Genomic DNA, 21,262 nt, shown 5'->3' on the forward strand with positions numbered 1-21,262 from the left:
GCCTCTCCAAAGGAACTGTCTGTTGTGCTGGATCTTGACAGATTTTTAGTAAGAACCAAAAATTCAACCAAACAACCAGGATGCGCAGATGAGTCTCCAGCCAAGGAAGCAAGTTGAGTCGAACCTTTGGCCGGTGCCCATGTGGCAAATACATTCCGAGCTTCAGGCCCGGCTGAATTGCGCAGCGCTCCCTGCCGGTGTGCCCCGCTTCACTCTGCAGTCTTCCGGGGAAGAGGTCGAGCTCGCCGCCCGAGCGGTCGCTAGCAAGAACTTTACGATCACGGACAGCAACGGTGTCATTGTACGAACCGCATCGAGTTGGCTTCGCAAAATTCAATCCGAAGTTGGTCACACGTACGCTCAGGGAACCGTCATTCAATACGGCCGCAACCTCACCTATGTGGTTCGCTGGCTTGAAGAGTTTCCTTCCAGTTTCAAATCTTCAATTGACGAACGTATTCTTCGTTTCAATCGCAATGATTTGGTGACTTGGCTGACCCATATGCAAGAGTTCGGTCGCGAGCGTTCCACTCGTCAAGGGCGGGAAGCTTGCTTAAAAGAATTTCTTCTTTGGCTTTGCACCGAAGAAGCGGGCCGGCTCCGCGACGAAGATTATCTGCCCTGGGGCCGAATTGGGATGACCAAGAACGTCACGAAGCGTTCCAATGCCAAAAGCCCGAAGTTTATTGAGGCTGCTCACGTTATTGATCTGCTCCTTCAATTGCACAATGAATGCGAGCGGTGCATGTTTCATGCTCAATATGATATGGGTCTGAGAATCAGCGAGTTGGTCGAATTGAAGCGTAAGGACCTGCCCGACGAGAAGAGCTATGCATCTGGGTATGAACTGATCCCAATTCGCATCAATGGTGTCAAGGGTCGAGCCGGGCAAGGAAAAGAGCGCATTACGCTTATTTCACGCGCCGTCCTTCGTCGTATTAAGGCTTACCACGCGACCCTTGAATATAAGCTTGCACCGGATTGGGATGTCGCAGATCCGAACAAGCCTGTCTTCCTCACCATCAACCAATTGATTTGGAGTGTGCGAAACGCCAGCAAACAGTTCAAGAACGCTGTTCGCCGCGCCGGCTTGCATGCGGATTTCTGCACACACTGGCTGCGCCATGGTGCTGCCTTTTCTGTTCTTCGTTCGGACGTGGGGGAGGAGTACACCGACCGGATGCTGATTGTTCAAAAGATGTTGGGCCACGATGACCTGAGCACCACGGAGATTTATACCCAAATTTCTCCGCACATGCTCGATAAGCTGACCAAGAAAGGTCGGCAGATCAATCGCCTTGAGGAAGCTGAAGATATACGGACCAAGACGTATATAGGCAGTCTTCAACACAAGGAAAAACGAGGTCATCGAAATGGAAAACGTCATTCAAATCACTCGCCCGCCCGAGCCGACTCTTCATAACCCATACGCCCAGGTTGTTTGGATCTTCTTCCAAGTTGAGCGCGAAAACGAAGAGCCAACGGCCGCCACATTCAGGTACGCCAAAAATAAGTACATTGAATATCTTGAAGAAACCCGCGCCGGTTACGCCGAATTGAAAGAAAATCCGCGGTTCTACTTGCACAAACATTGGGAAACAGACTCCCTTATCAGATTTTTCAAGTGGTTGGGGGAGAGCCGGCTCACCAGCATAACGCGCTACGGCATTTACAAGGCAGTGAGGCAAGTGATGGACTTCGCCTATGCCGTTCGGGTTATCGACAATGTCGTGTACCCGCCGCCTGTCTACAAGGGCACGCGGGAGACTGACTCCCGCTCCGCATACGATGAGGAGGCGCAGGAAATAATCAACGCGGCGCTCGCTCGCTGGATTAGCCTCGCCTCTAGCGTGGTGCGGGGGTACAAGCCGATAGGTATGGGCATCCCATATAGGGGAGGCACTATGGTCGAGTCACTGACGCTGCACGGGTGCGAAGTGCCCGTTGCAGAGGCCGCCCGCATCTACGGCGTGGCGCATGGCCACATCACCGACCGCATCAAGAAGGGCTGGACCGCACGCGAGGCTGTTGGCTTGGATGTCAGAGTGCGTACTGCAAATGGAACATCGCGCGAAGTCGTCGTCGAGGGCGTTACCTACTCAAGTCTTGCCGCCGCTGGGCGGGCATACAACGTCTCGGAGCGGATGATCGCTCACCAACTACAACGCGGGAGCACCCCTGAGCAAGCCGTTGGCCTCACCCCCATTTACCTGCCGCAGGCCGATGAGCGCGCTCTTGTCTGGGCGTTCGAGAACAACTACGGTTGTGACCCGCAGGCGATGCTTGCCGACTTCAATCTCCGCAAGCTGTCCTTGGTTTGCACCGAGAAGCGAATGCGAACGCTGTTCCACCGCTGGGGCGTGTGGCCACACATTGACGACCGGCTCATCATGCCGCTTGCGACCGAACTCGGCGTCCTCACAGGACTGAACGTGGAAGCGCTGAAGCTCCTGGAGATCGACTCCTTTCAAGATGAGCACGGATTGACGGGAGAGCCCGCAATTGCGTACAGGAAGAAACGTTCCGGAAGCGAGCGCCGCTCCGAGGAGCAAGCGCTGCACCTTGGTGTGCTTGATCTCACAGAGGTCTTCCTCCCCGGAGATGTGGCAAGAAAGGTGAAGGCACTGATCGACATCATCCTCGCCCTCACCGCCAGGATTCGTGGCGACGCACCCATGGAACTGGCCAAGCGCCTCTTCGTCTTTCTAGATGTTGAGGCGACTCGCAAGGTTGGCCAGCCGGTGGTCGTCGGTCTCGACCCCAAAGGAAAGGCCGGCGCTTGGTACAAGAGGTTCAAGCGTGAGGAGGGGCTGGAAGAGCTTTTGGGAGACGATTTCAGATTCAACATCTCACGGTGCAGACCGACTCTCGTTACGAACATGGTGCTCGGAGGCGCAACCTTGCTTCAGGTCCAGACGACTTTGGGACACGGAAGCATTCAAACGAGCACTGCCTACTTGGATGCGCATCGGCTGCAGCCTGCTTTCAATCGGGAAGTCACTGACGCCATGCAGAAAATCGTCCGCCGATCTCAAGATCAGCGCGACGCAGGGAGCACGCTCAGGGCCAACCCCACGCCTGTCGATACGGGATTCAGCGAAACCCTGTCAGGGTGCGGTTGCCGGGACCCGTACGCGCCTAGTGAAAACGTCCGAGCCGCGACAAAACACACTAAAGGGACTGTGTGCAAGTTCTGGAACATGTGCCTCTTCTGCGACCAAGCCATCGTCACTGAAGCATCCCTGCCGCGAATCATCGTCTACCGCCAGCGGGTCAAGTCAGCGTTGGAGATCAACTCGCCCGCGATTCAACCGCGCGAGCAGCTTTTCAAGGACGTTGTGACTCTCATCGACGGAGTCATCAAGGAAGACGTCGTTTTCCCTCGCGAAGTCATTGAGGAGGCCAGGCGTAAGGCTGTTTCCCTTGACGACGTCCTGATTGACCAATTGATCTATCAAGGGATTTGACATGCTGGCCAACACTATTCCTTCTCTTAGCGACGTGATGGCCGGAACCGGGCGGTTCTCTGACGACATGCCCATTTGGGAGGCTAAGTTCGGAGACCTTTCTTGGCTTCTCGTGAAAACTGAATCTGTGGAAAACGATGGGGTCGCGTCCAGTTCAATTGTGTGGGGCGATCTTATGCATGGGCGCGGCGCGACTTTCGGTCACGCCAACTCGGCGCACCGCTCAAAATATAAATACTGTCTCACGCTTGAGATGGTTGGCGATTTGAAGATTGCCGCAGTCATTCATGGCTACTACCCTGCCTTGATTAAAAACGCGCGCGTCAGTCAAGAGGAGGTGAGTCCTCAAACGGTCAAAGCGCGCATCGAAGACCTCGCAAGGATTTTCTCTGCTGCAGTGCTGAAGGCGGCGACGCGAGGCGTTTCCATTCGGCGCCTTCAGGACATTTCTTTTTCACTACTGAAGGAAGTTATCGCGGAACATCCGGGGCGGGGTTCAGCTCTAAAACGCGCACTCAAGCTCATCTCCGCCCCTTACATCCAAATGAACCTTTCAGGCCCGTTGAAATGGCAGCTCGTGGATATCGAGAAGGGGTCTATTCACTGGCCTGATTCGAATGAAGGTGACGGCATCCAGCCGCTGCCTGATGTGTATTTTCTTGCGATTCAAGACTACTGCATGGAGGCGATTCGCGACTTTAAAACAGATGTTGGTTTGCCTCTGCTATGCGCTGAGCTGGCTCCCAACAAAGATGCCGCGTCCCGCGACGTGAAAGCCAATTGTGCTGCGATCGAAGCTTTGCTTCGAGAGAACCCCAACGGCCTTTCAGAATGCGCTGCGTTTCGCAGTCGATTCGGCCTCACTTACGAGACCGTTGAAGAAATGATCGTAGATGCTCAGTGCTCGGCCATCATGATTTTGTTGCTCTTTACGGGGATGCGTCGAAGCGAAACGCAGTACGTGCTCGATGGTTCCATCTTCTATGAGCACGGATACTGGTTCATCAAATCGAAGGTCGTGAAGCAAAGGAAGAAGGACGCTCCGATAAGCGAAGGGTGGTTGGCCATAGACATCGCGCGCGATGCGTATGAAGTGCTTTCATATTTTTGCCGATTCACCAAGCAAAAATACCTCTTCTCTAGCCCGTTCGGTCGATTTAGAGTCGGGCATCGCGGGTATGCCAGTTCAACCCTGAACATTAAGCTGTCGCGTTGGCTTGCTCGTATCGACGTTGACGAAAACTACTCGGACTGGAAATTTTCTGTGCACCAATGTCGTGAAACCTTAGTCGCTCAGTTGGCTCATCAGCAGGTCAAGCTTCCGTACATCAGCATGCAGCTGAAGCATTTCCACAGCCGATTCAACAGCATGCCGAACGAGGTAACCGCGGGATATGGAAACTACAGGTCGCAACTGATGGCAAGCGTCGCGAATAGGTTGCCGTCTGCTCGCGAGTTCATGATGAAGGACCTGTACAGCGAGAACGCGAAGTTCGCTGGCGGCGGCGCAGATACGCACAAGGCACGGATCGACGCATTCTTCGCAGGCATGGGGCTTTATGGGGAAGCTCGGGAGAGGTACATCGAGATGCTCGCCAGACGGAGCGCTCGATTTCAACCGACAAGCATCGGCGGCTGCGTGAAGAACTTCGACCTGCCCACTCAAGACGAGGCTCCGCCATGTTACGGGGACTACGAATGTGATCCTGACTGCCAGAGCCACGTCATCACAGAGCGCGGTGGACAGGCTCTGAGGGCTCGTCGATCGCATGCGCTGGCCAAAGGGCTCCAAGAGAGCAATGAGCAGTTCAAGGTGATCTGGCTGGGCCTCGCCGACCGGTTGGGACGGCACGTGGAAAAGTTGGGCGGAGCGCAACATGTCGGATGAGCGTCTCCTCCAACCCTGCGCGCAGAATGCCTGTGTACAGGTTGATGAACTCCTGCTGCCGGCGGTGGCGTCGCGGTGCGAGCTGGCAAAGCACGACGCGTTTATTCATCCCTGCCCGGTCCGGGAGTTCCGCAAACTTTCTAAAATGGCGGTTGATTCAATCCGTCTAAGGGCGTGGTCATGGTAGTGCAGGGGAGCTGACAAATGGTCTCTGACAATACCGACGCGATTCGCGAGCAGAACGACAAGATCATCCTGAGCGCCCTTGAGACGCTCCGCGATCCGGCCAAGCGCGCGAAGCTAGGGTTGAAGTGCACGGTGCCGGCATTGTGCAAGCTCACCGAGCTGTCGACCAACACGATCCGTTCCAGATCGTGGGCAATCGATGCACTGAAGGCCATGAAGGTCGCAGCCAAGCTCAAGGCGCGAGAGGTCGACGCGATGGCGACAGGGGAGAAGGCACTTCCTGCCGTTAGTCTTGTCGATGCGTTGCGGACCCGGGTTACAGGACTGCTCGAGCAAAATTCGCTTCTCTTCGACGAGATATTGCTCCTTCGAGAACAGGTTAGAGCGCGAGAATTGAGAATTGAAGAATTGCAAGGCAAACGCCTTGCGGCGGTTTGACCGCCCAACTAAGAAATAACATGAAACAGTACCTCGAACTCCTTACCGACATCCTCGAGAACGGCCAAACTAAGGGTGACCGGACTGGCACCGGAACCACTTCGGTGTTCGGTCGGCAGATTCGTCACGACCTGGCAAAGGGCTTCCCGCTGCTGACGACGAAGAAGTTGCACTTCAAGAGCATCGCCAATGAACTCATCTGGTTCTTGAACGGCGACACCAATGTGAAGTGGCTCAAGGAGCATGGCGTTAGCATCTGGAACGAGTGGGCGACCGAGGATGGCGAGTTAGGCCCTGTGTATGGTAAGCAGTGGACTGCTTGGCCTACCAAGGACGGCGGCACCATTAACCAGATCGACTATGTGGTGGCCGCCCTCAAGAACAACCCGAATAGCCGGCGCATTCTCTTTCACGGGTGGAACCCAGAATATCTCCCGGATGAGAAGCTTAGTCCGGTGGAGAACGCGCGTGCAGGAAAAATGGCCCTGCCGCCATGCCATTTGCTATATCAGTTTTATGTGGCAAACGGAAAGCTCTCTGCCCAGCTGTACATTCGTAGCTCCGATAGCTTCCTTGGCCTGCCATATAACATTGCTTCGCTAGCGTTGTTGACACATATGCTGGCACAGCAGTGCGATTTGGTGCCGCATGAAATCATTGTGAGTATTGGTGACCTTCACGCGTACTCCAATCACATGGAGCAGATTCAAACACAGCTAAAGCGTGACGTCCGGGCCCTCCCTAAACTGGCGATTACACGCCGACCGGATTCTATTTATGGCTATAAGTTTGAAGACTTTGTTATTGAAGGGTATGACCCGCATCCGTCGATTGCTGCTCCCATTGCAGTCTGAGCACTGAGGGCGCTGCTCTCCGCGCCCGCGAGCAGGCACATCTCAGACGAGCTCGATCAAAAGGGTCTGAGCTTGAATCGATTGGTTGCGAGGAAAACTAGGACCGATTCCGCGCTCTTCGAGAGAGCGTGAAGTTCTTCACCAAAGTATTGTCAACGCTGCCCCCCCTAGAATGATTCACATGATCCATGTGGATCAAGGTCGGCGACTGCGGAATGGAAGAGGCCCTAGCAGTCTCGACTGAAAAGACCGGACGGGGTCAAGTTCTGCGTTTGCAGGCCTGTTCGCCGGCGTTCCCGATGATCACAAGCGCCGGGAACTTATTCGAGAGTGGTCGTCCGTGAAGGGCGCGCCAGCCTAGATGCTCGGATGGAAGATTGCGAGCGTGAGCTTCGAGTCTCCAGCCGCTACCCGTTTTCAACCAAGCGGCGTGCTGCGATTTCGCAAGTTTCAGAAATCAATGCAGCTGGAGTTTGACCTACTGCATACGCGAGTGCGCAAATCACACTTAACGAGGGCTGGCGCTTCGATGTCTCAATGAAGGCGACAAAAGTTCTGTCGACATTTGCCTTCACAGCGACCTGCTCCTGCGTTAGTCCGGCGGCGTTACGCGCCCGTCGCAGCGCGACGGCAAAGGCTGCAATGAGGACTTCGTCGCGGGCTCCAGGCATTCATGCGATTGTTCGTTCGTGTAGACTATGGTCAATAGACAATAGTCTACAAACGGTATGTCAGGAGTCCAAAATGGCGGAGTCACTTCGATCGGCGGATATTGATGACGGCCTCCTTGAACCAGACGATTACCGCAAAGCTACCGACAATTGGTTCAAAGTAGTGCCACATGGGATGAGCACTGGAGACAAGGTTTCCATCTTCGAGCTGGGTTCGCGACGCATGATGTACGTTCAATTGTCGTGGCCAGAGCACCCGAACAAGCAAAAGCAGGTCTTCGCACTGGCCACGGTGCAGCAGCTACTTTCGCTGCCGCTGAAAGCCGGTCAAGTGGTTGAGTCTGTCGACCTTATGCTGATCCCTGACGATCCGGCGCACCCACCTGCGATTGAGCGCGTTACGTCTGTCCTCGCTGCGAGGCCTGGTTGTGCTTGCCTCACGAGGTACTTGATCGTGACCAAAAATGGGAACATATTTCCCATTCCGTTGGATACCGAAAATTCAATAGAGCGATCAGACTTTGAACTGATCTATGTCGGCGGTAATTGGGTTGCTTCGGAATAATCTAACGGACTAGCGTTGTGAGATCTACTTCCTGACCGCGCAGTTAATAAATTAGCACTCCGACTCGCGCTTTAGTCTGCGTAGATTCTCGAGTGCGATTATTGCGCTCTCGTACGATGACGGACGTGCCGCGCCACTCTGAAGAAGCTGGGCGTGCAATCCTGTATTTAACGGAACTATGGGCTGCTGAGTTGCGCTAGCTTGTTCAAGCTTTAATCGATTCTTTTGCCTAAGCTGTTTTCGCTGCTCTGAAATTTTCCGTGTTGATCGCGTCATATATCAAACTCGATTTCTAGAAAATAAGCGGTTGACACCATCAGAATGAAGAATCATCCCCTTCGATTTCATTAATTATCTTTATACGTGCTCGCACTGAGACGGGGTCGTAAATCGGGACGCCGCCAGTTTGAATTAGGTATTCCACCAGTGGAATGGTGGTTTGGCAAGACTGCGAGCTGTCGGGTTCTGCGTCTTCCAAGAAAAGTGCCAAATTCATCAGGCGCATTCTCCGCTTTCAGAAGGATTCGGCAAGACGTTTGTGCCGTCACTGGCACAAGTCGCATTCCCGCTGCCTTCGAGCGGCGAATTGCGGCGAATTGCGGTGCCGCTCCGCAATTGCGGGTTTTCACCGCAATTGTCTGAGCGCGAGGTGACGAGCGCACATGGGCTTCGGCGGTGGGTGTTCCCCATAGACGCGGCGGTCGCTCCAAGACACGCAAAACGCAGTACATTTGCATCACATGACCATGTGGGCGCGACCATGAAACGAACGAAGGATGAGACGTTGTCTATCCGCACCTCAGCGGACATCAAATATCTGCTGAGGTTAGCTGCGGAGCGTGAGCACCGTTCAGTCGCCTCCATGATCGAGGTGCTGGTTCTGGACTATGCCCAAGAGCATGCCTTGGAAGTCGCAGCCGACGTAGTGATCGATGCTGGGGAGCGGAAGAAGAAGCATGGAACTGATTGACAACATCACCCGTTTACTTGGTGACGACCTCAAAGCAACTCTGAAGCCGAAGGCTCGCCTCAAGATCGCGGCTTCGTGCTTTTCGATGTACGCCTTCGACGCTCTGAAGGCCGAATTTGAGAAGATCGACGAACTCAGCTTCATCTTCACGTCCCCCACCTTCACGGCAACCGAGGTCACCGACAAGGTCCGCAAAGAGCGCAAGGAATTCCACATTCCGAAGCTAGACCGCGAACGCAGCCTGTACGGAAGCGAGTTTGAGATTCAACTTCGGAACAAGCTGACCCAGCGCGCTATCGCCAAAGAATGCGCCGATTGGATACGCCGCAAGGCCCGGTTCAAGAGCAACCGTACGAAGGCCCCCATGCAGCCCTTCGCGTGCGTCCAGGCCAATGGAATGGACACCGCGTACATGCCCCTCCACGGCTTCACGGCGGTCGACCTGGGCTATCAGCAGGGCAACGCTGTCTCCAACCTCGTCAACAAGATGGACGAGCCGGCCTTCGCCGCCACGTATCTCAGTCTGTTCGATCAGATCTGGAGCGACCCCGAGAAGCTCGACGACGTGACGGCGCAGATTTGCGAGCACATCGCCTCCGTCTACCAAGAGAACTCTCCCGAAAGCATCTACTTCGTGATGCTTCACAACATTTTCAACGAATTCTTAGACGACATTGATGAAGACGTCCTCCCCAACGATCGCACGGGTTACCAAGACACGCTGATCTGGAACAAGCTCTTTAACTACCAGAAGGACGCGGCAACCGGGATCATCAACAAGCTGGAAACCTACAGCGGATGCATCCTTGCCGACAGTGTCGGCCTCGGCAAGACCTTCACCGCACTTGCTGTGGTGAAGTATTACGAGCTGCGGAACAAGTCTGTCTTGGTGCTTTGTCCCAAAAAATTAGCCGACAACTGGCTCAACTACAACCGCAACCTCAGAACCAACATCTTCGCCAAGGACCGCTTCAACTACGATGTCCTTTGTCATACCGATCTCAGCCGCAACAGCGGGGAATCCTTCGGCACCCCGCTGAACCGGATCAACTGGGGCAACTATGACCTCGTGGTCATCGACGAGTCCCATAACTTCCGCAACAACGATGCTTTCAAGGACAAGGAGACGCGTTACCAGAAGCTGATGAACAAGGTCATCAAGGAAGGGGTGAAGACCAAGGTGCTGATGCTCTCTGCCACCCCGGTCAACAACCGCTTTGCCGACCTTCGGAATCAGCTTGCCCTAGCCTACGAAGGCGACTCCGAAATCCTCAACAAGAAGCTCAGAACCACCAAGAGCGTCGAAGAAATCTTCCGAGGCGCACAGGCGGCATTCAACGCTTGGGCAAAGCTTCCGCCCGAAGAACGCACCGCACGCGCCATCCTCGACTCGTTGGACTTCGACTTCTTCGAACTGCTGGACAGCGTGACCATCGCACGCTCACGCAAGCATATCCAGACCTTCTACGACACAAAAGACATCGGCCAATTCCCTGAGCGCCGCAAACCGCTGACGTATCACTGCCCGTTAACCGCGCGTGGCGATGTGATGGGATTCAATGAAATCTTTGACCAACTGTCGCAACTGAAGCTCGCGGTGTACGCACCGATCAGCTACATCCTCCCCAGCCGTCTGAAGAAGTACGAGGACATCTACGACACCAAGGTTGCCAACAAACAGACCTTTAAACAAGCGGACCGGGAGTCAGGCCTCCAAGCGCTGATGACGGTGAATCTGCTCAAGCGGCTGGAAAGCTCGGTCGAATCGTTCCGGCTGACTTTGAACGCCCTCCGTCGCAATCACCAAGGCACCTTGGGGAAGATCGCGGCCTTCAACCAATCCGGCACGTCAGCCAGCGTGGGTGATCTGACCGAGGTTCTGGCGAACCTTGAAGGCGAAGACGACGAACTACCGATCCTTGATGACGACACCGGTGAGATCGGTGGCAAGGTCAAGATCAGCTTGGGCGACATGGATCTGCCCTCGTGGGAGCACGACCTGAAGGTCGACCTTGAAGTCATCGACACCCTGCTGGCGTCGATGAGCAAGATCACGCCAGAGGACGACGCCAAACTGCAACACCTTAAAGCCCACCTGCTGGAGAAGATCGCCAACCCGATCAACCCCGGCAACAAGAAGGTGCTGATCTTCACCGCCTTTGCGGACACGGCCGACTACCTGTATGCCAACCTCGCCCCGGTGCTGCAGGAAGTCCACGGCTTGCACACCGCCAAGGTGACCGGTAAGGGCACGCCCAAGTCCACGCTGAAGAAAGGCTACGACTTCCAGGAACTGCTGACGCTGTTCTCACCGCGCTCCAAGGAGAAAGCCGTTGTGCTGCCAGCCGAGCCTGCCGAGGTGGACTTGCTCGTTGGGACGGACTGCATCTCTGAAGGCCAAAACCTTCAGGACTGCGACTACCTCATCAACTATGACATCCACTGGAATCCTGTCCGTATCATTCAGCGGTTTGGTCGGGTGGACCGCATCGGCTCACCCAACAGCAGCATCCAACTGGTTAACTACTGGCCCGATATCACCCTCGACGAGTACATCAACCTCAAAGACCGGGTGGAGAGCCGCATGATGATTGCGGACGTGACAGCCACTGGCGACGACAACGTGCTGTCCGCCCAAGCCAACGACGTGTCGTACCGCAAGGAACAGCTGCGCCGACTGCAAGAGGAAGTCATCGAGCTGGAAGACCTGAAGACCGGCGTATCCATCACCGACCTCGGCCTCAACGACTTCCGCATGGATTTGCTCAACTACGTCAAGGAACATGGCGAGCTGAGCAACGTGCCCAATGGCATGCACGCCGTGGTGCCTGCCGAGCCCGCCATGGGCCTGCACCCTGGCGTCATCTTCACGCTGCGAAACCTCAACGAAGGCGTGAACGTCAACCAGCACAACCGGCTGCACCCGTACTACCTCGTCTACATCGATCGGGCCGGCCAAGTAGTGCACGACCACACCGAGGTCAAGCGCTTGCTGGATTTGGCGCGCACCTGCTGCAAGGGCCAGGTAAAACCCATACCGCACGCGACCCAACTCTTTAACGAAGAGACCGCTGAGGGCCGACGGATGCAGGTGTACTCCGACCTGCTGGGCAAGGCCATTCGCTCAATGATCGAGGTGAAGGAAGAGAAAGACATAGACAGCCTGTTCAGCAGCGGAAAGACCACGGCGCTGACCAACACCATCTCCGGCCTGGACGACTTCGAACTCATCACCTTCCTGGTGATCCAGGAGGCCGGATGAGTGCTTTGTTCGCCTACCCCAAGCAAGCGGAGTTTGGCCGCGTATTGCCCAAGAACAAGATTTACGAGTACAGCGGCGCCAACACCCGCTTGAAAGACTTGTTCGTGGAGCAGGTGGAGCAGATCGTCTGGCGCTACAAGCTGGCACCCGAGACGATCAACCTAGCGGCAAAGCCCGGCGTGCCGGAGATTCAAGTCTTCGCAATCCAGCTAAAGACGCCAGAGCTGCACCACGACGTGCTCCGGTGCATCGACGGCGCAGTGCAGTTCCCGATCATCTTCGAACTGACTCAAGGCCAAGGCGCTGATGCTCGGACTCAAGTGGTCGCCGCGTACAAGCGGCCCAGTGAAGCCGATGCGGCAAGCTGGGTCTGCTCAGAATACTTCGAGTCAGGATGGATGCCTGCAACTTCCGAGCGCGTACCACTGCCGCTTGCCCTCGATCTGGGTGGCGTCTATGAGCAGTTGCTGCGCTGGCTGATGCCGATAGCGACGAGAACGCATGAAGCCTTACGCGACTTGGTAGCTCGGGCAGAGCAAGTGACGGCGAAGGCGCGAGAAGTGGCAAAAGCTGAAGCCCGCCTTGTCAAAGAAAAGCAATTCAATCGCAAAGTGGAAATCAACTCGACTTTGCGCCAACTTAAAGCAGAACTCGAACATATGAGTCGCTGAGTACCGACTCATCAAGGGAAACAACATGAACAAGCTGAAGATGCATTCGCCCAACATCGCGCAAGCCAACCTACAGCGAATCCGCCAACTCTTTCCTGGCTGCGTAACGGAAACCGCCGGCGCAAACGGCGAGCTGAGACTGGCCATTGACTTTGACCAACTCCGCCAAGAACTGGCCGACTCCATCGTTGAGGGCCCTCAGGAGCGTTATCAGTTGACATGGCCAGGCAAGCGAGAAGCATTGCTGACAGCGAATTCGCCTATCGCAAAGACGCTGCGACCCAGCCGCGACGAGAGCGTAGACTTCGAAAATACTCGCAACCTTTTTGTTGAAGGCGATAACCTTGATGCACTGAAGTTGCTGCAAGAGACGTATCTTGGCAAGGTCAAGATGATTTACATCGACCCACCATATAACACCGGGAACGATTTTCTCTATGAAGACGATTTTTCGGCGGATTCGGCAGAGCATCTGCGTCGATCCAATCAGGTAGATATTGAAGGCAATCGCCTGGTTTCGAACCCAGTCACGAATGGTCGATTTCATTCGGACTGGTTGAGCATGATGTATCCACGATTGCGAGTTATGGCCAATCTCCTGGCAGACGACGGCTTGCTCGCTGTGTCGATAAATGACAAAGAAGTTTTCCAACTAGGAAAGTTGCTAGATGAAATCTTCGGATACTCTAATCGGCTTGCCTGCGCGCCCTGGCTTTCTGAGGCAAGTGGGGGAAAGGAAAAGACGGGACTCAGGACTGGTCACGAGTATTTGCTAATCTATTTTAAATCCTCCGCTGAAAGCGTCTCCCAAGACGAAAGATCCACTGGCGCCCTGAATCTTAGCGACAAGGAAGGACCTTACAGAAAAGGTCGAGAATTGATGAAGTGGGGCGGGACATCCTTGCGATCAGATAGGCCCAACCAGTTTTACGAACTTAAATGTCCGACTGGTGAGTACGTTCTTCCTTACCGAAATGATGGGAAGGAGGGGCATTGGCGCTGGGGGAAGGACAATCCTGACGTTCTTATTGCGCAGGCTGATCCTGACTTCTTTCACTGGGAGAAACGCCCGTTCGACGATGGAAAGTCCGTTAATTCGGCTGCTGAGAGATGGGTCCCATATGAAAAAATTCGCGACGTAAAGAAGTCGGTCGGATGGAGCACTTGGCTGGATAAGTTTGGTACAAATGCAGATGGCACGCGAGAATTGAAAGAGCTTTTTGGTGTGAAGGTTTTTGATACACCAAAGCCAACCCAGCTTATCAAATGGTTCATATCCCTACACGGGGATGACGATGGTATTGTTTTAGACTTCTTTTCAGGATCTTCTGCAACTGCAGATGCTGTCATGCAACTAAATGCTGAGGATGGAGGCAAGCGTCGCTTCATCATGGTTCAGCTGCCTGAGGTTTGCGCAGAAGATTCTGAAGCATTCAATGCTGGCTACAAGACAATTTCCGAAGTCAGCAGAGACCGTATTCGCCGTGCAGGCGCCAAGTTTCTGGGAGATGGACATCAGATCGACGTTGGATTCCGCGCCCTCAAGATAGACACATCGAACATGGTCGACGTCTATTACGCCGCAGACAACTTGGATAAAAATCAAATCGATCTGTTAACTGACAACATCAAACCTGACCGCACACCCGAGGACCTACTCTTCCAGGTGATGCTCGACTGGGGCGTGGACCTTGCGTTTCCTATCGCCAAGCAGACTATCCAAGGCAGGGACATATTCCTGGTGGACGGCAATGCACTGGCGGCTTGCTTTGATGGTCACGGTGGCATCGATGAGGACTTTGTGAAAGAGCTGGCCAAGGTGCAGCCATTGCGCGCAGTGTTCCGAGACGCGGGTTTCAAGGACAGCTCGGTCAAGATCAATGTGGAGCAAATCTTCAAACTGCTGTCGCCAGCCACCGAAGTGAAATGCATCTGAAGGGCTGGCGATGAAACTCAAGTTCAAGACCCAGGCCTACCAGTCTGCGGCGGTACAAGCCGTGGTGGACTGCTTCAAAGGCCAGCCACCTGCATCGGCCGAGGCCATCGCCTACCGCATCGACCCCGGCCAAGCCAAGAAGAGCACGGAAGATCTTTTTTCTGATTCTGGCTTCAAGAACGCGGATCTGGCGCTTCCCGATTTCGCGTTGATGGACAACATACAGCAGGTGCAACGCGGGCAGAACATGCCGGTGTCTGACTCGTTGGTGAAGACGAAGGTTGCCCGCGTTAATCTCGATGTGGAGATGGAAACGGGCACGGGCAAGACCTACTGCTACGTCAAGACGATATTCGAGTTGAACCGCCGCTACGGCTGGAGCAAGTTCATCATCGTCGTGCCCAGTATCGCCATCCGTGAGGGCGTGGCCAAGTCGCTGGAAATCACCGCCGAGCACTTCTTGGAGACTTACCAGAAGAAGGCGCGCTTCTTTATCTACAACTCCAAGCAGTTGCACCACCTGGAGAGCTTTTCGTCGGATGCGGGCATTAACGTCATGGTCATCAACGTGCAGGCCTTTGCCGCCCGTGGTGCCGACAACCGCCGTATCTACGAGGTGCTGGACGATTTCCAGTCTCGCCGTCCGATCGATGTCATCAGTGCGAACCGACCCATCCTGATCCTGGATGAGCCGCAGAAGATGGAAGGCGCGCAGACCTTGAAGTCCCTGGAGGAGTTCAAGGCCTTGATGGTGCTGCGCTACTCGGCCACGCACAAGACAACGCACAACAAGATTCACCGCCTGGACGCCCTGGACGCCTACAACCAGAAGCTGGTGAAGAAGATCGCCGTGCGCGGTATCGCGGTGAAAGGGCTGGCGGGCACGGCCGGCTACATGTACCTGCAATCCATCGAAATTTCGAGCAAGAAGCCGCCCGAGGCCCGCGTCGAGTTTGAGCAGAAGCTGAAAGCCGGCGAGCCGAAGCGCGTGGTCCGGAAGCTGAAAAAGGGAGACAACCTTTATGAGCTGTCAAACGGGTTAGAGCAGTACCGCGACGGCTTCGTGGTGTCGGACATCAATGCCAACACCGACACCCTGAGCTTCACTAACGGGCTGCAGCTGACGGTGGGTGATGCAACTGGCGACGTGACCGAGGCGGCTCTGCGCCGCATCCAGATTCGCGAGGCGATCAAGGCTCACTTCGATAAGGAGCAGGCCCTTTTCCAGCAAGGCGTGAAGGTCTTGACGCTGTTCTTCATTGACGAGGTGGCCAAGTACCGCGACTACTCACAGCCTGACGAGAAAGGCGAGTACGCCCGGATCTTCGAAGAGGAATACAACCTGTACCTCAACGAGATGCTGGACTTGGACGAGACGTCCTATGTCAAATACCTCAAGGGCATCAGCGCCGAGAAGACTCACAGCGGTTACTTCTCCATCGACAAGAAGACCAAGCGCGACGTGGATCCGAGTATGGCAAAGACTGGCGAGAACAAAGGACTGTCAGATGACGTCGACGCCTATGACCTGATCCTGAAGAAGAAGGAACAGTTGCTAAGCCTTGAAGAGCCAGTTCGTTTCATCTTTTCGCACTCGGCCCTGAGGGAAGGTTGGGACAACCCGAACGTCTTCGTCATTTGTTTCCTGAAGCACCCCGACTACAACAACGAGGTCACACGTCGCCAGGAGGTAGGACGCGGACTGCGCCTGTCAGTGAACAAGCATGGCGACCGCATGGACCATCCAGCCATCGTCCATGACGTGAACGTGCTCACCGTGGTGGCTAGCGAGAGCTACAAGGACTTCGTCGCGGCGCTGCAGAAGGACATCAGCGACTCGCTGTCTGCCCGCCCGAAGGTGGCCGATGAAGCCTTCTTCACTGGCAAGATGTTGAAGACGGCCATCGGCGACGTAGAAGTCACCCCGCAGCTGGCGAAGCAGATCTACAAGTACCTACTCAAGAACGACTACTCCGACGATGCTGACCGCATCACCGGCACGTATCACGACGCTAAGAAGGCGGAGGCCCTGGCCGAGCTGCCGCCAGAACTGAAGCCCTATGCGCCCCAGGTCTACCAGTTGATTGACAGCGTCTTCAGTGCCAGCCAGTTGCCGGAGATCGGCGACGACCGCCGTCCCAAGAAGAACCCGCTCAACGCCAACTTCGACAAGCAAGAATTCAAGGCCCTTTGGAGCCGTATCAACCGCAAGGCGGCCTACAGCGTCAGCTTCGAAGAGGCTGAACTTGTCCAGAAGGCCGTGGCCGTTCTGAACGACAAGGATGCGGGCCTTCGCGTCACGCCGCTGCAATACACCATCCAGCGCGGCGAGCAGGCCGAGGCCGTCACGTACGACGGAATTAAGTCAGGCGAAGCGTTCAAGCTCAAGGCCACAGAAACCGAGGTCAACCGCCTGTCGGTGCACTCGGCCGTCAAGTACGACCTAATCGGCAAGCTGGCCGAAGGCGCGCAGCTCACCCGCCGCACGATTGCTGAAATTCTGAAGGGCATGAACGTCGCTGTCTTCGCGCAATTCAAAACCAACCCTGAGAGCTTCATAGCCGAAGCCATCCGCCTGATCAACGAGCAGAAGGCCACGGTCATCATCGAGCACTTGGCCTATGACCCGGTGGAAGACAAGTTCGACCTCGACATCTTCACGGCGGGTCTGACCAAGCAGGACTTCAGCAAGGCCGGCGACAAGCTGCAAAGGCACATCTACGACTATGTGCTGACCGACTCCAACATCGAACGTCAGTTCGTGAAGGAGTTGGACACCAGCGGCGATGTCGTGGTCTACGCCAAGCTCCCCCGAGGTTTTCTGATCCCGACCCCGGTAGGCGACTACAACCCTGACTGGGCCATCACATTCAAAGAAGGCTCAGTCAAGCACGTCTACTTCGTGGCGGAGACGAAGGGCTCGATGTCCAGCATGGAATTGCGCGAGATTGAGCGGACCAAGATCAAATGCGCCCGCAAATTTTTCGACGACATCAACCAGCGATTCGCCCCAGATGCAGTCAAGTACGATGTCGTCGACAGCTTTGGTAAGTTGATGGAAATGGTGAAGTAAAAGATAACATTTGGAGGAGAGGATCGTGGCAAAAACCCAAATAAAGAAAATAACAATAGAGAAGTTTCGCGCATTAGCGAATGTCGAGGTGAATTTCGGCGATCACATTACTGTCGTCTGCGGAAAGAACGGTACGTCAAAATCTTCTATATTGGGTATAGCTGCACAAATCTTTAGTTTTGAGAAAGATTACGCTAAAGAAGAAGCGCTGAGCTTCAGGCAAATTACTGGAAGCTCATTCAAATCGCAGTACAGCGAACATTTTCGTATCTCAGATAAATTTGACACGCCTGGATCCATGGCCGTTGGCATTGAGCTAGTCGATGGCTATTCCGAACAGGCGGCGACTGCCAAGCTAGAGCTTATGAAACGGGGGAAATCCCCGCGGCCAGTCGTTAGAAACAACAGCATTGCTGTCGGAAATACAAGTCGAAACTTCACGCACCCGACGATTTTTCTGAGCTTGAAACGACTATACCCGATTGCAGATCGAGACTATTCAGTAGTCGATTTTGAATACCTGAAAGAGCACAAGCAAGATTTTATTGGGCTTACAAACGAGCTTTTAAATCGAAGCTCGTCATCTGCCACTGGTACTGGCGGTACGATCAGTTCTGCGGTATCGCACGGTGAAAATTACGATCAAGAGTCTGTGTCCGCAGGAGAGGATAATGCTGGGCAAATAATCCTGGCACTGATGTCGTTTCGGAAGCTAAAAGAAGAATATGCCGACTATAAAGGCGGTCTTTTGCTTATAGACGAAGCTGATGCCGGCCTGTTTCCTACTGCACAGTTAAACTTGTTGCGTATTTTGGACCGTGAGTGCAAAAGTTTGAACCTGCAAGTCGCGATGACCTCTCATTCTCCTGTACTTATCGAGTATGCATATGAGCAGAGCTTGCAATTTCGAAAAAGGTGGAAAACGATATATTTAAGCAATACCTATGGCGACGTCCAGGTAATGCAGGATTGGTCATGGGCGCAAATAAGCGCTGACATCAATACGAAGACGGTCGCCGCAGCTGCTGGCGCTTCGCTGCCAAGCGTAAATGTGTACTTTGAAGACAAAGAGGCTGCAGATTTTTTCAATGCCCTTATGGCCAGGCAACCAATAAAGAAATTCGTCAATTCAATGTCCGAAGTCACTCTTGGATGTTCGAATTATTTGAATCTGATTGATAAAAAAATACCTGAGTTTGCGGAGCGTAGCATCGTTTGTCTTGACTCTGACGCAAAAGACCAAGTGCAAAAAAAGGCTTACAAAACAGTTGTTTTGTTGCCTGGTAGCCTACCTCCGGATCAATTGATTTTTGAGCACTTGTACAATCTGCCTGCCAATCATGAATTTTGGAAGAACGCATTGCAGTTTACACGAGATGTTTTTACAAATACTGCAGCTGAAGTAATCAGAGAATTTGCGATCAACGGAAATGCGGTTGATGTACGAGAACGAGTGAATGCTTACAAAGGTGCCAAAGTTCCGCGTGAGATATTCAAGAGATTTTACAAGGAGCCCGCATTTCAAGCCCTCGTGACGGCGGGAACAAAGCCGCATAATCCTTGGAAAAATTGGATTGAGGCAAATGCGGCGAACACGAATGATTTCCTGGAAAATTTTAAGCGGAGTATGCACGGCGCTATGAAGGACGGGTATGCCGTTGATGCGGCAAAACTTGCTGCCTTAGAAGTAAAGCCCAAGAAAATATAGCCATGTACTCAAATAGACTATATAGCCCATTAAGGTATCCCGGCGGAAAGGCTCCTTTCGCCTCATTTGTCGCGCAAGTGATGGCGGTCAATGGAATAGAAGGTGGCCACTATCTTGAGCCATATGCAGGCGGTGCAGGTGTTGCTCTGGACCTACTGTTTCGCGGGCAAGCTAGCCATATTCACATCAATGATGCTGATCCCGCCGTATTTGCCTTTTGGACCTCGATTACTACGGAGTGTGATGCGCTACTCGAACTGCTCGATTCCACACCCCTTACCATTGAAGAATGGTTTAAGTGGCGCTCGGTTCTTCGAGAGGATTGCCGGGCAAGTACGGTAGAAAAGGGCTTTGCCACCCTTTTTATGAATAGAACAAATCGATCTGGAATTCTAAAGGCAGGTGTGATTGGCGGGAAAGAGCAGTCCGGAAAATACAAACTAGACGCTCGATTTAAAAAGGATGTTATTGCATCTCGAATTCGAGCGATTGCAGAGCGTGCGGATGATATTTCTGTCTACGGTGAGGACTCGTTGCATCTCTTAAATCGATGCGCCGAAATTCTTCCAAAAAAATCAATGATTTATTTGGATCCGCCGTATTATGTGAAAGGCAAAGGCTTGTATCGGAACTACTACGAGCATGACGATCACGTCGCGATAGCCAAGACGATACAAAGCAAATCGTTCAAATGGCCCTGGATGGTGTCGTATGACAACGCCCAGGAGATCTGTGGGATGTATCAGTTGAGCCGATCACTCAGCTACGGGTTAAATTACACCGCGCAACGACGCTACGTTGGCAATGAAGTGATGTTCTTCAGTCGAGGACTCAATATACCTGACGAGGAAATTCCCCAGACAAAAGAAGTAGCTTAGAAGGCCCAATGAACTGTGCGACTTGAAGAGCGTGATAAACAGCGTCTCAAGTGTGCGAAGCGCGTTTGCGCCCCGCCGTCACTCTGGTGCTTGTGTAGGAGCCTGTGCAACTGGCAGGCGCCTGCATGTTTTTAAGAAAAATGCAGAGAAAAAATCGTACAAGTCATTGATTTTCAATGGATTTGTATGTTTTTTGGTTCCATAAAGATGTGGCAGTCGCCGCCCGTCCAGATGAAATCACCCACATCCAGGTCGCACTGCTGCGCCACCATGTGGGTGAGCAGGGCATAGCTCGCGATGTTGAACGGCACGCCCAGGAAGATGTCCGCACTGCGCTGGTACAGCTGGCAGGAGAGCGTGCCGCGTCCGCCGGGCTCCTGTGCTGGCGCCACGTAGAACTGGAAGAAAGCGTGGCAGGGCATGAGCGCCATCTTGCCGAGCTCGGCCACGTTCCAGGCGCTCACGATGATGCGCCGCGAATCGGGGTTGGTCTTGAGCGTCCTGACCACATCGCTGATCTGGTCGATGTGCCCGCCGTCCGGCGTGGGCCAACTGCGCCACTGCACGCCGTACACCGGCCCCAGGTCGCCGTCCTCGCGCGCCCATTCGTCCCAGATGGTGAATCGCCCCGGATTCCCTAGACACTTTTGAGCCGTTGGAAATGGCGTCTTTCGAACTCTACCGGTGAAGTATCT

The 21,262-nt window shown here is 54.0% G+C and carries 14 protein-coding genes and 1 pseudogene; 13 read left to right on the forward strand and 2 right to left on the reverse strand.

Features of this window, described 5'->3' with window-relative positions:
* Positions 1–88: 88 nt before the first annotated feature.
* The 5 genes from AC1RCS_RS24640 to AC1RCS_RS24660 all read left to right on the forward strand — a co-directional run bounded on the left by AC1RCS_RS24640 (position 89) and on the right by AC1RCS_RS24660 (position 6,833).
* Positions 89–1,423: a tyrosine-type recombinase/integrase gene (locus AC1RCS_RS24640; protein ID WP_492246509.1), complete on the forward strand. Its 1,335-nt coding sequence runs from the start codon at positions 89–91 to the stop codon at positions 1,421–1,423.
* Positions 1,374–3,467: a hypothetical protein gene (locus AC1RCS_RS24645; protein ID WP_492246510.1), complete on the forward strand. Its 2,094-nt coding sequence runs from the start codon at positions 1,374–1,376 to the stop codon at positions 3,465–3,467. Before AC1RCS_RS24640 ends, AC1RCS_RS24645 begins: the two co-directional genes overlap by 50 nt.
* A gap of 1 nt (position 3,468) precedes the next feature.
* A complete protein-coding gene (locus AC1RCS_RS24650; RefSeq protein ID WP_492246511.1) occupies positions 3,469–5,355 on the forward strand; it encodes a site-specific integrase in 1,887 nt (628 codons plus the stop codon).
* A gap of 204 nt (positions 5,356–5,559) precedes the next feature.
* Positions 5,560–5,979, forward strand: a complete 420-nt coding sequence (locus tag AC1RCS_RS24655; RefSeq protein WP_492246512.1) for a hypothetical protein — start codon at positions 5,560–5,562, stop codon at positions 5,977–5,979.
* Positions 5,980–5,999: 20 nt separating this feature from the next.
* Entirely contained in the window at positions 6,000–6,833 is an 834-nt protein-coding gene (locus AC1RCS_RS24660; protein ID WP_492246513.1) for a thymidylate synthase, read from the forward strand.
* A gap of 407 nt (positions 6,834–7,240) precedes the next feature.
* Here AC1RCS_RS24660 and AC1RCS_RS24665 read toward each other — a convergent pair whose 3' ends face one another.
* Positions 7,241–7,504 (reverse strand): helix-turn-helix domain-containing protein, encoded by a 264-nt coding sequence (locus AC1RCS_RS24665; protein ID WP_492246514.1) that lies wholly within the window; start codon positions 7,502–7,504, stop codon positions 7,241–7,243.
* Between the two features lie 73 nt (positions 7,505–7,577).
* Here AC1RCS_RS24665 and AC1RCS_RS24670 point away from each other — a divergent pair, with 73 nt between their 5' ends.
* The 8 genes from AC1RCS_RS24670 (at position 7,578) to AC1RCS_RS24705 (ending at position 20,567) form a co-directional block, all read left to right on the forward strand.
* Positions 7,578–8,069, forward strand: a complete 492-nt coding sequence (locus AC1RCS_RS24670; RefSeq protein ID WP_492246515.1) for a hypothetical protein — start codon at positions 7,578–7,580, stop codon at positions 8,067–8,069.
* Positions 8,070–8,508: 439 nt separating this feature from the next.
* On the forward strand, positions 8,509–9,039 hold the full coding sequence (locus tag AC1RCS_RS24675; RefSeq protein ID WP_492246516.1) for a hypothetical protein: 531 nt from the start codon (positions 8,509–8,511) through the stop codon (positions 9,037–9,039).
* A complete protein-coding gene (locus AC1RCS_RS24680) occupies positions 9,026–12,301 on the forward strand; it encodes a helicase-related protein (protein WP_492246517.1) in 3,276 nt (1,091 codons plus the stop codon). The genes AC1RCS_RS24675 and AC1RCS_RS24680 overlap by 14 nt, the downstream gene beginning before the upstream one ends.
* On the forward strand, positions 12,298–12,972 hold the full coding sequence (locus AC1RCS_RS24685; RefSeq protein ID WP_492246518.1) for a DUF4391 domain-containing protein: 675 nt from the start codon (positions 12,298–12,300) through the stop codon (positions 12,970–12,972). The genes AC1RCS_RS24680 and AC1RCS_RS24685 overlap by 4 nt, the downstream gene beginning before the upstream one ends.
* Before the next feature lie 25 nt (positions 12,973–12,997).
* Positions 12,998–14,908, forward strand: coding sequence for a site-specific DNA-methyltransferase (locus AC1RCS_RS24690; protein ID WP_492246519.1), 1,911 nt, complete (start codon positions 12,998–13,000; stop codon positions 14,906–14,908).
* A gap of 10 nt (positions 14,909–14,918) precedes the next feature.
* Positions 14,919–17,981 carry a type III restriction-modification system endonuclease gene (locus tag AC1RCS_RS24695; RefSeq protein WP_492246520.1) on the forward strand — a complete coding sequence of 1,021 codons (3,063 nt, stop codon included), beginning with the start codon at positions 14,919–14,921 and terminating at the stop codon, positions 17,979–17,981.
* A gap of 25 nt (positions 17,982–18,006) precedes the next feature.
* Positions 18,007–19,689: an ATP-dependent nuclease gene (locus tag AC1RCS_RS24700; RefSeq protein ID WP_492246521.1), complete on the forward strand. Its 1,683-nt coding sequence runs from the start codon at positions 18,007–18,009 to the stop codon at positions 19,687–19,689.
* Positions 19,690–19,691: 2 nt separating this feature from the next.
* A complete protein-coding gene (locus AC1RCS_RS24705; protein ID WP_492246522.1) occupies positions 19,692–20,567 on the forward strand; it encodes a DNA adenine methylase in 876 nt (291 codons plus the stop codon).
* 203 nt (positions 20,568–20,770) lie between these two features.
* On the opposite strand, the pseudogene thyA reads toward AC1RCS_RS24705, so the two are convergent.
* Positions 20,771–21,262 (reverse strand): annotated as a pseudogene (gene thyA, locus AC1RCS_RS24710) (thymidylate synthase); the annotation flags it as partial.

Source organism: Acidovorax sp. GW823-FHT01C06 (assembly GCF_058798375.1).

What these genes read in the sequence shown, in the direction of transcription:
- AC1RCS_RS24640 (WP_492246509.1), top strand. Translation starts at nt 89, where the DNA reads ATGAGTCTCCAGCCAAGGAAGCAAGTTGAGTCGAACCTTTGGCCGGTG.
- AC1RCS_RS24645 (WP_492246510.1), top strand. Translation starts at nt 1,374, where the DNA reads ATGGAAAACGTCATTCAAATCACTCGCCCGCCCGAGCCGACTCTTCAT.
- AC1RCS_RS24650 (WP_492246511.1), top strand. Translation starts at nt 3,469, where the DNA reads ATGCTGGCCAACACTATTCCTTCTCTTAGCGACGTGATGGCCGGAACC.
- AC1RCS_RS24655 (WP_492246512.1), top strand. Translation starts at nt 5,560, where the DNA reads ATGGTCTCTGACAATACCGACGCGATTCGCGAGCAGAACGACAAGATC.
- AC1RCS_RS24660 (WP_492246513.1), top strand. Translation starts at nt 6,000, where the DNA reads ATGAAACAGTACCTCGAACTCCTTACCGACATCCTCGAGAACGGCCAA.
- AC1RCS_RS24665 (WP_492246514.1), bottom strand. Translation starts at nt 7,504, where the DNA reads ATGCCTGGAGCCCGCGACGAAGTCCTCATTGCAGCCTTTGCCGTCGCG.
- AC1RCS_RS24670 (WP_492246515.1), top strand. Translation starts at nt 7,578, where the DNA reads ATGGCGGAGTCACTTCGATCGGCGGATATTGATGACGGCCTCCTTGAA.
- AC1RCS_RS24680 (WP_492246517.1), top strand. Translation starts at nt 9,026, where the DNA reads ATGGAACTGATTGACAACATCACCCGTTTACTTGGTGACGACCTCAAA.
- AC1RCS_RS24685 (WP_492246518.1), top strand. Translation starts at nt 12,298, where the DNA reads ATGAGTGCTTTGTTCGCCTACCCCAAGCAAGCGGAGTTTGGCCGCGTA.
- AC1RCS_RS24690 (WP_492246519.1), top strand. Translation starts at nt 12,998, where the DNA reads ATGAACAAGCTGAAGATGCATTCGCCCAACATCGCGCAAGCCAACCTA.
- AC1RCS_RS24695 (WP_492246520.1), top strand. Translation starts at nt 14,919, where the DNA reads ATGAAACTCAAGTTCAAGACCCAGGCCTACCAGTCTGCGGCGGTACAA.
- AC1RCS_RS24705 (WP_492246522.1), top strand. Translation starts at nt 19,692, where the DNA reads ATGTACTCAAATAGACTATATAGCCCATTAAGGTATCCCGGCGGAAAG.